Consider the following 10276-nt stretch of genomic DNA (forward strand, 5'->3'; position numbering starts at 1 on the left):
CATGGCGTTCAAACCCTCGCTGCGGGACGTACTGCCCACCCCGATGCACGCGTCGGCACGCGTCGCGCTCGCCACCAGCACCGAGGCCACGGCCAGCGTGCCCTGGTTCGTGCGCATCCTCACTGGCTTCGGCGCCTGGCTCGCCTCGTGGTTCCTGATCGCCTTCGTCGCGATTGGCGTGCTCGGAGCGGGAGAGGAAGTGGGTGCCATCGTCCTGGGATTGATTCTCACCGGAGTGGCCGTCCTCGTGCGCCACGCGGGAGGCAACGTGTTCCTCACCCAGCTCGCGCTGTCCACCGGGCTGGCCGGACAGGGCCTCTTCATCGGTGGCGTGGGGGCAGCCACGGACGAGAAGGGAGCGGCGCTCGCCACGGTCGTCATCCAAGCCGTGCTCCTCTTCGTCTACCCGGATCTCATCCAGCGCTTCCTGTCCACGTACTTCGGCGGCCTCGCGTTGCTGTTCCTGCTGCGCCTCACCGCGCCCGCCGTGCTGACGGATGTGACGCTGGTGGGCTTCACCGTGCTCGCGCACCTGCTCCTCCTGAAGCAGGCCCAGTTCCAGAACGGACGCTGGAGTGCACTGGTGACGCCCGTGGTCTTCGGACTCTTCACCACGCTCATGTCCTCACTGGTGATGCGCTCCTGGTTCCATGAGCTCTACCGGGAGATCTTCCGCAAGGGCGCCACGGAGATGCCCACCGCGGTGCTGACGCTCGGGCTCGCCGTGGTGACGTTGTACTCGGCCTGGCGCGTGCTGGAGGAGACGGACTCCGAGCCAGGTGGCCCCGCGGGAGTGACGGCCTTCGCCTCGCTGGCGCTGACGGCCCTGCTCACACTCCACACGCCCGGGGTCATCGCGGCCACCGGCGTGCTGCTGCTCGGCTTCCACCGGCGCAACGTGGTGCTGCTCGGCATGGCCGTGGTCTTCATCCTCACGTTCGGCGTGGGCTACTACTACGACCTCCAGCTCAGCCTGCTGGCCAGGTCGCTCGCGCTGCTGGGCAGCGGACTGGTGCTGCTCGGCCTGCGGTTCTTCATCCTGCGCCGCTTCCCCGCGGCCGAGGAGGTGCGTTGATGCGCGCCCGCGTCATCTTCGGTGGTCTCCTCCTGGTGGTGGTCGCCCTCGTGGTGCAGGTCGTCCGCAAGGAGCAGGTGTTGGCCCACGGCACGTCCGTGCTGCTGGAGCTCGCCCCGGTGGATCCCCGCTCCCTCATCCAGGGCGACTACATGGTGCTCGACTACGCCGTCAGCCGCGAGGCCCGGCTGGCCACCGCCACGGATTGGGGCGCGAGCTCGAGCACGGACTCGGACCCGAAGGAGGGGCGACTCGTGCTCCGGCTCGATGAGAACGGTGTGGGGCGCTTCGTCCGGCACGACACGCCCGGCACCCCGCTCGCCCCGGGGGAGTTGCTGCTGCGCTACAAGGTGCGCCAACACCGCGTCCGCCTGGGCGCGGAGTCCTTCTTCTTCCAGGAAGGCCACGCGGACCGCTACGAGGGAGCCAAGTACGGCGAGCTCCGGGTCACCCATGATGGCACCAGCGTGCTCGTGGGCCTGCGAGACACCAACCGCCAGCCGCTCGGCCGCGCCGGAGAAGCCGAACCCGTGCAGATCAATTGATCTGCACGGAGCCGCCCTTGATGCGGTTGACTCCGGCCGCGCTCGACTCGAGCTGCACGCCCTTGATGATCACCTTGCCGTTGCGCCGCAGGGTGATGCTCGCCTTGCCACACGACAGGACGATCTCGTCCTGCCCCTCGATGACCACGCGTTTGCCGTCCACCCGGGCTTCCACCTGCTCGCGTGGGACGCGGGCCTCCAGGAGCTCGTCGATCAACGGCGTGCTGCTCGTGGTCTGCACCAGCCCCACGAGCAGGGGGCGCGTGGGGCTTCCGTTCTCGAACAGCAGCACGGCCCGCTGCCGTGAGGCGACCGCCTGCTCCAGGCTCTTCGCGTCGAGCGGCACGGTGGAGAGGGCCGGCAACGGACCCGCCGTGTTGCCCTCGTAGTCCACGAGCACCCCGCGGCCTGGATCAACCCCCACCACCCACCCCACCCGGCTGCCGACGATGGGCTCCTGGGGGATGGGGTCTTGCGCGGACAGCGGGGCCTTCTTGCCAGAGTTCATGCTCATTCCTTATCTCCCGGCTCACCGCTCGGAGTCACTTGCCTTGGTGCGGCCAGGCGAACTGGCCAAGGGCTGCGCCGACAGGGATTGAAGCTCGGACTGGGCCGAGGACAGGTCGATGTCGGGTGGATCCTTGTGCTCGACCGGCTGTACATCCGGAAGCTCCAGCTTGGAGACGGACTTGCCGCTGAGCGAACCCGCCCCCAGCATCTTCACCTTACCGCCCTTGACCTTGATGTTCGAGCCGTCGATGGTCAGTGACTTCGCGAACCACTTGACGGCGCCGGACTTCTCCATGCTGACGATGAGGTTGCCGCCAACGATGAGCGAGAACTTGTCCGCCTTGAATTGAAAGGATTTGGCCAGAGAGGCCGCGGCCTTCCCGACCTCGGTGTGGGCCTTGGCCCCGACATCGCCCTTCTGGTCCTTGCCGGCCGCCAGCGACACCGAGCCCTTGATCTGGGACTCGAAATCACTGCCCACCTTGGTGGAGCGATCCTCGGACACGTTCTCCTGACGGAAACCCCCGACGTACTCGAAGCTGGCGCCTCCCACCTGGATGGACTTGTCCCCGCCCACCGACTCGCTCTTCGTCAAGATGACGTTGATGGAGTAGGCGGCGCCCACGTTCAGCGCGGCCGCCAGGGACACGGAGGTGTCAGCGGTCTGCACCACGAAGGTGTTCTGCATTCCGCTCACCGACACCGACTGGTTGCCCTCCACCTCCTCGTCATGGCTCCCGCGGATGCCGGTGGTCCGGTTCCCGGAGACCGCGAGCGTCTGGCTCCCCTCCACGAGCCCCATGTCCTCCTGCAACACGGACAGCGACTGGTTGCCCTCGATGGTGCGCTGGCGATCCTTCTTCACGAGCAGCGCCTCGTTGGCGCGGATCTCCTGCGTCTTGTCGTTGCGGGTATGCAGGTCATCGTCCTTCTGGGCGTGAAAGAAGACCTGCTCCTCGCCCGCGGCATCCTCGAAGCGCAGCTCGTTGAAGCCGTCGCTGTTGGGACTGGAGGAAGTGCGCAGGGTGGAGCGCGTCTTCTCGTCCGGCAGCGAGTAGGGGGTGGGGTTCTGCCCGTTGTAGACAGCCCCCGTGATGAGGGGCCGGTCCGGGTCCCCCTCGAAGAAGCGGATGACGACCTCCTGCCCCACCCGCGGCAGGAAGAGCCCACCCCATGCGGGGCCGCCCCAGACCTGACCCGGGCGGATCCAACAGGAGCTCTTGTCGTCCCTGCCGCCCTCGCGGTCCCAGTGGAACTGAACCTTGATGCGGCCGTGCTCGTCGGGGTGGATCTCCTCGCCGGGAGTGCCCGTCACGGTGGCGGTCTGGATGCCGGAGATGACAGGGCGGGGCGTGCTCCGGCGCGGCCGGAAGGGCACATCCGAGGGCAGGCAGCGGAACTCGTTCCGGTAGCGTCCCTGCCCCAGCGCCTCGTGCCGCGTGTGCGCCTCGGGCTGGTGGCCCACGTGCTGAACCTCCACCACCAGCAGCTTGCCTCCCGCGACCGCGTCCAGCTCGAAGAAGTGACCGGGGCACAGCCGCGGGCTGACACTGACACCCGACTGGGTCCGCTCGGATTGGAGCTGCTCCTCCAGCCGAACCTTGCTGAGCCGCTTGCCCTCCGAGGGCTCCACGTACCTGGCGGGAAAGTCGTAGAGCTCGAGCGCGCCGAAGTCACCGCTCTTGGAGGGCCGGGCCGTCAGGTCGAGCGCGGGCTTCTTGAAATCGAAGTCGCGCACCATGACCTTGCCGGGGCGCAACCGGTGCACCTGGGCCAGGGTGGAGGCGTGCTCCGCGTCCGCCACCCGCCCATCCTCCTCGCGGAACGGCAGCAGCGAGCCGCCCGCCATCTCCAGGTACGCCCCGGAGCTGTCGCCCAGCAGCAGCTCGTGGGCGTCCTCCGAGTGCGTGAAGAAATAGAAGATGCCCTCCTCCTCCAGCAGCCGGGAGATGAAGTCGAAGTCCGACTCCCGGTACTGCACGCAGTACTCACGAGCCGCATAGCTGCCGGACAGGGCGAAGCGGTGCTTCACCTGCCCCTCGTTCAGCACCTGCTTGACGATGTCCGGGATGGCCTTGTTCTGGAAGATGCGGCTGCGCCGCACGTGCTTGAGCCGCTCGAGCGCGGGCACCACCCGCAGGCGGTAGCGGAGCCGGCCCCCGTGCAGGCCCAGCGCCTGGGCGCGATGCACCTGGCCATTCACGTAGCGTACGGGCTCGCCCGCGTGCTGGAAGGTCAACGTGGCCTGAGTGCCCATCAGCTCCGCCAGGTCCAGCGGCTCATCGGCGTGGGTGTAGAGCTCCAGGTTGAACTCGAAGGGCCGCGACAGTCCCTCCAGCCCGGAGAGCTGCGTGACCACGCTCTCCTCCGGCGCATGGCCGCCCACCTGGAGGCCGAAAGCCATCTTGTCCGTCCATGCCATGGCGTCAGTTCTCCGCGATCTTCGAGCCCTTGATGACCACGTCGCCGCTGGCGGTGATCTCCACCTTGGCGCCCTTGATGATCACATCCCCGTTCTTCTTGACCTGGAGGGTGGCGGAGCCGACCTTGAGGGTGAACTGCTCCTCGGCCACCAGGGAGATCTCCTTGGCGGACAGGGTGTAGGAATCCTTGACGGCGTGGTTGTGATTGCCCCCCACGCTCACCATCAAATCCTTGCCCACCTTGAGGTTGCGTGACTTCCCGACCTGCTCGGTCAGGTCTCCGCCCACCTGGAGGCTGCGCGAGCCCACGACCGTCTCGGACTTCTTGGCGCCGACGACCTCCGACTTGGCTCCGCCCACCTGCTCGGCCTTGATGCCCCCCACCAACTGATTGAGGGCGCCGCCCACGCTGACGGAATACGCGCCGCCGACGTTGAGCATCTTCCCCAACCCCACCGTCTCGAGCGACGCCATGCTCACCAGCACGCTCTGGCTGCCACCCACGCTGACGGACTGGTCGCCCGCCACCGTCTCGGTGTGGTTGCCGCCCACGGACGTCGAGCGATCCTTGTCCACCCGGAGCGACTGGTTGCCGCCGATGACACTGTCGTCGTTCTTCTTCACCTCCAGGGACTGGTTGCCCTCGATGGTGCGGCTGCGGTCCTTCTTGACGAGCAGCGTCTCGTTGCCGCCCACCTGCTGGGTCTTGTCGTTCTCGACGACGATGTCCAGGTCCTTCTGGGCGTGGAAGTAGACCTGCTCCTGGCCGGCCGCGTCCTCGAAGCGCAGCTCGTTGGAGCCATCGCCGCCAGGACTGGAGCTGGAGCGCAGGGTGCTCCGGGTCTTGTCGTCCGGCAGGGAGATGGGGGGTGGATTCTCGCCGTTGTAGACGCTGCCGGTGACGAGGGGCCTGTCGGGATCTCCCTCGAGGAACTCGACCACCACCTCGTGGCCGATGCGAGGCAGGTAGAGGGCGCCCCAGCCGGGGCCGGCCCATGACTGACTCACGCGAATCCAACAGGAGCTCTTGTCGTCCCGGCCGCCCTCACGGTCCCAGTGGAACTGCACCTTGATGCGGCCATGCTCGTCGGTGTGGATCTCCTCGCCCGAGGGCCCCACGACGATGGCCGTCTGGGCGCCAGGGATGAGGGGCCGCGGAGTGGTGCGCGGCGGACGGTAGGGCACCTTGGCGGGGAGGCAGGTGAAGGTATTGCGGTAGCTCTCCTGGCGGGCGTCCGGCTGGCCCTCGAAGAGGAGCACCTCGGGCTGGCGCCCCTCGTGGCGGGCGGAGAGGACGAGGTAGCCACGGTTGAAGGCATCCGCCGGGTGCTCGTCCAGCTCGAGGGTGTGGCCAGCACGCAGGCGCCGGCAATTGCTGGCGCCGGAGGCGAGCTCCACCCGGGCCCGTAGCTCCTCCAGACGCACCTTGGCGAGCGCCTTGCCCGTGCCGGGCGCTTCGTAGCAACCCGGATAGTCGTAGACCTCGAGGGAGGACTCGGCCTCGTCATCGGTGCTGGTGGCGGTGAGGTCCTGGGAGGGGCGGACGAAGTTGTAGTCCCGGAGGGCGACAGCACCGGGCTGCACCTGGAGCTGAGAGGAGAACTCGTGCACGTACTCGCTGTCGGCGACCATCTTGGTGGTGGTGCGGAAGACGAGCCGCGCCTCACCGGGCATGGCGGGACAGCCGAGCGAGGTGTCGGCGAGCACCAGGGTGTGAGCGTCCTCGGTATGCTCGAAGTAGTAGAAGATGCCCTCTTCCTCGAGCAGGCGGGAGACGAAGTCGAAGTCGGATTCGCGGTACTGCACACAGTAGGTGCGTGTGGCGTAGGAGCCGTTCAGCTCGAGCCGGTGCTCCACGAGCGCATCACCGAGCACCTCGTGGACGATGTCGGGGACGGTCTTCTCCTGGAAGATGCGGCTGTTGCGCGTGTGCTTGAGCGTCCACCAGCGGGGCACGATCGTGGCGCGGTAGCGCAGGCGCTCCTCGGAGCCGCCGGCCTCCCAGCGGGTGACACGCGACACGACGCCATGGAAGTAGCGCTCCCCGTCCTCGCCGAGGTGCACGGCGAGCAGGGCGTTCTGCCCCAGGAGGGCTCGCTCATCCACGGACACGTCTGACGGGGCTGCGAGGAGGACATCCAGCGTATAGGGCTGGGAAATGGCCTCATCGGCCTCGAAGCCAATGACGGCCAATTCGCCCAGCGCATGTGGACCCACCTGGAAATCAAACTCGGCCTGATTCGCCAGGAGAGCAGCGGTTGCGACCATAAAACCCCCCTTCTCCGACAGTATGCTCCGAGCCGGGTCCACAGTCACGACCCCGCGTTGAGTACCGTCTGCCTGGATTGTTCGAAGGCCCGTGAGCAATGTGAAGCGCTTCACAGCGCTCCGAATCAGCACCATGCTGGAATTCCCGGCTGGACAGCACACCTCGTCGGGCGACGTGTTGCGGCGCGGAGTACCACTTCGCAGAGGAAAGCCTGGTGCCAGGCTCATGCGGTGGCACCGACAACAGCCACACGAACGCATGCAGATCTCACTCAACACGACAGGTATGCAGGCTGGCATCTCCGTTGCCGCGGACAAGGATGCTCGCGACTACTGCGTGGTGGTGGTGAAGGGGACATTCGAGACGAACCCACGCGGGGAGATGACGCTCGCCAGAGAGCAACGACCGCTTGTTACGGCCGATGAGCACCATGGCGATCCCGCCACGACCAGCATCCGCTACGAATGCGACTTCGCGCTCGAGAAGCCGCTGACGGACGTCATCGTGGTCGGCAAAGCGGTCTCGCCCGCCGGGCAGCGCGTGACGCAATTGCCCGTCAGCCTCGAGGTCCAGGGGACGAAGAAGACTCTGCAGATCCTCGGAGAGCGACGCTGGCTTCGCTCAATGGGAAGGATGTTGCCTTCAGACCCCGTCCCTTTCGTCGAAATGCCCCTGACGTTCGAGCGGGCCTTCGGAGGCACGGATGAGAGCCGAGGGCCAGGACAAGCCTCCGTGGAACATCGGAATCTCGTGGGCGTCGGATTTCATCCGCATCGCGGCGCGGCCCAGATCGAGGGTACACCCCTTCCAAACCTGGAGCGTCCGGGACAGACGATCTCCTCACCCCGTGACCGGCCGGAGCCGATCGGGCTTGGGCACGTAGGGCGTGCGTGGGCACACCGCATCGCCTACGCAGGCACCTACGACGCGCGCTGGCGCGATGAACGGGCACCGTTCCTCCCATCGGACTTCGACCCGCGCTACTTCCAGTCCGCACCGACGGATCAGCAGTTCCCGCATTTTCATGGGGGCGAACGGATTCGCTGCATCCACATGGCCGCGGAGCCCGTCGTCCAATACGTCATTCCATCCCTACGCGTTCCAGTCAGGTTCCACTTCGCCGATCGAGAGGTGGAGCAGATGGGTGTACTCGATACAGTGATTCTCGAGCCCCATCTCTCGCTTGCCATGCTCGTGTGGCGAGCACGCGTTCCCATTGGGAAGAAGCTCAACGCGCTCCGGGAGATCTCCGTGGGCGAGCAGCCACGCAGCACCTCGGGTGCACCCATCGGCTATCGACAGGGCAAGCCGGTGTTCAGCGGCCTCGCCGCGGCGATCCGCTGGCTCCGCCAGCACCGAGGCAGCAGGCCATGAGTGCGTCACCCATCTACGTCCACGCGGCCGGAATGGCGTGCCCCGTGGGCCTGCGCTGGGCGCCTGCTTGCGCGGCGTTGCGAGCCGGACTCAATCGCAAGCGGGTTTCACCTTACATGGACAATCAAGGCAGGGAGATCGTCATCTCGCACCTGAGTGACCTCCTCGACCTCAAGGCGACCCCAACGCAGCGCTGGCTGTTCTTCCTGACCCACGCACTCCAAGACATCCTCGATCAGATCGGCGCGGCCGCGTTCGAGCGACTCCCGCTGCTCATCGCCTTGCCGGCCTCGACAGCGGACAAGCCCTACTCCGTGGACTTCCTCGTACGCGAACTGTCGGCGCGGTTGGATGTCGTGATCAATCCGCGCAGGGTACGCATCTTCACCGAGGGCTCTTATGGGCACCACTTTCAAGGTCATGTGGAGGGGGCTACCATAGCGGTCAGGTGGGAAGGTGAACGCCCACCTGGGCGGAGGTGGGTCCAGAGAATCGGACGGCCAAGACGAATTCCTCGCGCCCATCGGCGGAGGAATGAACGTGGCCTTGAAGGAAATCGTGGAGCGTTTCACGCAGCGCAGTCCAGTCACGGTGATGGTGCGCCGCACGCTCGAGCACGCCCTGAGTTCAAAGTGGATTGATGAGGTATTTGAAGCACAGCGAGACAAGCAGTACACGCGCGAGTTGCTCTTCTCCTCGGTAGTGGACTTGATGGGGCTGGTGGCGCTGGGATTGCGACCGTCGCTGCACGCCGCGGCGCAGTCCGCTCCAGACCTGGCCGTCTCGCTGGCAGCGCTCTACGACAAAGTCAATCGCACCGAGCCTCAGGTGGTGCGAGCGCTGGTGCAAGGGAGCGCGGAGAGACTGGTGCCCGTGGTGCGGCCCATGAAGAAGCAGGAGCCGTGGGCGGCGGGCTACCAGGTGCGAATCTTGGATGGCAATCACCTGCCGGCCAGCGAGAAGAGGCTCAAGGCGCTGAGAGATTTCCGAGGAGCGGCACTGCCCGGACAATCCTTGGTGGTGTATGCGCCGGAGCTGGGGCTGGTGGTGGATGTGCTGCCCGCGGAGGATGCGCATGCACAGGAGAGGGCGTTGATGGGGCCCGTGCTGGAGCGAGTGCGGGAGGGGGAACTGTGGCTGGCGGACAGGAACTTCAGCACGAGCGGGATTTTGCGAGCGGTGGAGGAGAAGAGAGCGGCCTTCATCATTCGAGAGCACGGGGCGTCGCCCAATCCGACGGCGCTGGAGGAGAGGAGGGAAAAGGGACGAGGGCAGACAGGGAGAGTGTACGAGCAGGCGGTGAGGGTGGAGGGGGAAAGGCCGTTGGAGTTGAGACGGGTTGAAGTGCATTTGGATGAGCCAACGGAGGATGGGGAGACAGTCATCCGCCTGCTCACGAACGTGCCGGCGGAAAAGATGAGCGCCCTGGAGGTGGCGGAGTTGTACAGGAAGCGCTGGAAGATAGAGGGAATGTTTGGAGAACTGGAGGCGGTGCTCGAAAGCGAGGTGAGAAGTCTGGGGAAGCCGAGAGCGGCGCTGCTAGCCTTTGGGGTGGCTGTGCTGGCCTACAACGCGTTGTCCGTGGTGAAGTCAGCAGTGGAAGCCAGCCATGACTTGGAGGCAAGCAACGAGCAGGTGTCCACCTACTACATCGCCGCCGAGGTGAAGTTCTCCTACGGAGGGATGATGGTCATGGTAGAGCCAGCGGAGTGGGCCGAGCAGGAAGTGCAATCGGCCGAGCAACTGAGTGCGGCCCTATTGGAAATGGCGAAGAAGGTGAAGCCCGCGACGTTGCGCAAGCATCCCCGGGCGGCCAAGAAGAAAGTGAAGAAGGGCTATGCACCGGGGAAGGCAGTGCGCAAACACGTAGCGACAGCGCGTGTGCTCAAAGGAGAGAAGCTCTCCTGAGCAGGGAAGAAACCGAGACTCCCAGGAGACCAGACGTCCCCAAGAGCGTCCAGTGATGGGCGCCTCATGGAATGGCTATGTCCCGATAGAGGACCAATTCACCTCGGCTCGCCATTCCCTCCCTGGTTGACCCTCTAGAAGAAACACCTGCCATCGACCTTGAAAGGGGTGG

General features: G+C 66.0%; 7 protein-coding genes. 4 read left to right on the forward strand and 3 right to left on the reverse strand.

The genetic code is table 11. The features are described from left to right. The first annotated feature begins 1 nt into the window (after position 1). Both Q664_RS27065 and Q664_RS27070 read left to right on the forward strand, forming a co-directional pair. Entirely contained in the window at positions 2-1075 is a 1074-nt protein-coding gene (locus Q664_RS27065) for a DUF4401 domain-containing protein (protein ID WP_043401942.1), read from the forward strand. Continuing rightward, positions 1072-1620, forward strand: a complete 549-nt coding sequence (locus Q664_RS27070) for a GDYXXLXY domain-containing protein (RefSeq protein ID WP_043401946.1) — start codon at positions 1072-1074, stop codon at positions 1618-1620. The genes Q664_RS27065 and Q664_RS27070 overlap by 4 nt, the downstream gene beginning before the upstream one ends. On the opposite strand, the gene Q664_RS27075 is transcribed toward Q664_RS27070, so the two are convergent. The 3 genes from Q664_RS27075 to Q664_RS27085 are packed head-to-tail and all read right to left on the reverse strand — an operon-like array spanning position 1613 to position 6821. Then, positions 1613-2134, reverse strand: a complete 522-nt coding sequence (locus tag Q664_RS27075; protein ID WP_043401950.1) for a DUF6484 domain-containing protein — start codon at positions 2132-2134, stop codon at positions 1613-1615. The genes Q664_RS27070 and Q664_RS27075 overlap by 8 nt on opposite strands. A 15-nt stretch (positions 2135-2149) precedes the next feature. Beyond that, positions 2150-4552, reverse strand: a complete 2403-nt coding sequence (locus Q664_RS27080; protein ID WP_052518716.1) for a type VI secretion system Vgr family protein — start codon at positions 4550-4552, stop codon at positions 2150-2152. A 4-nt stretch (positions 4553-4556) separates the two neighbouring features. Then, positions 4557-6821, reverse strand: a complete 2265-nt coding sequence (locus Q664_RS27085; RefSeq protein ID WP_043401952.1) for a type VI secretion system Vgr family protein — start codon at positions 6819-6821, stop codon at positions 4557-4559. A 259-nt stretch (positions 6822-7080) separates the two neighbouring features. On the opposite strand from Q664_RS27085, the gene Q664_RS27090 reads away from it, so the two are divergent. Both Q664_RS27090 and Q664_RS27100 read left to right on the forward strand, forming a co-directional pair. After that, positions 7081-8196 (forward strand): DUF2169 family type VI secretion system accessory protein, encoded by a 1116-nt coding sequence (locus Q664_RS27090; protein WP_052518717.1) that lies wholly within the window; start codon positions 7081-7083, stop codon positions 8194-8196. Between the two features lie 594 nt (positions 8197-8790). Further along, positions 8791-10104 (forward strand): IS4 family transposase, encoded by a 1314-nt coding sequence (locus tag Q664_RS27100; RefSeq protein ID WP_063934762.1) that lies wholly within the window; start codon positions 8791-8793, stop codon positions 10102-10104. Positions 10105-10276 lie beyond the last annotated feature (172 nt).

The sequence above is a fragment of the Archangium violaceum Cb vi76 genome (assembly GCF_000733295.1).
GTDB classification, from domain to species: domain Bacteria; phylum Myxococcota; class Myxococcia; order Myxococcales; family Myxococcaceae; genus Archangium; species Archangium violaceum.

What these genes read in the sequence shown, in the direction of transcription:
- Q664_RS27065 (WP_043401942.1), top strand. Translation starts at nt 2, where the DNA reads ATGGCGTTCAAACCCTCGCTGCGGGACGTACTGCCCACCCCGATGCAC.
- Q664_RS27075 (WP_043401950.1), bottom strand. Translation starts at nt 2,134, where the DNA reads ATGAGCATGAACTCTGGCAAGAAGGCCCCGCTGTCCGCGCAAGACCCC.
- Q664_RS27080 (WP_052518716.1), bottom strand. Translation starts at nt 4,552, where the DNA reads ATGGCATGGACGGACAAGATGGCTTTCGGCCTCCAGGTGGGCGGCCAT.
- Q664_RS27085 (WP_043401952.1), bottom strand. Translation starts at nt 6,821, where the DNA reads ATGGTCGCAACCGCTGCTCTCCTGGCGAATCAGGCCGAGTTTGATTTC.
- Q664_RS27090 (WP_052518717.1), top strand. Translation starts at nt 7,081, where the DNA reads ATGCAGATCTCACTCAACACGACAGGTATGCAGGCTGGCATCTCCGTT.
- Q664_RS27100 (WP_063934762.1), top strand. Translation starts at nt 8,791, where the DNA reads ATGGTGCGCCGCACGCTCGAGCACGCCCTGAGTTCAAAGTGGATTGAT.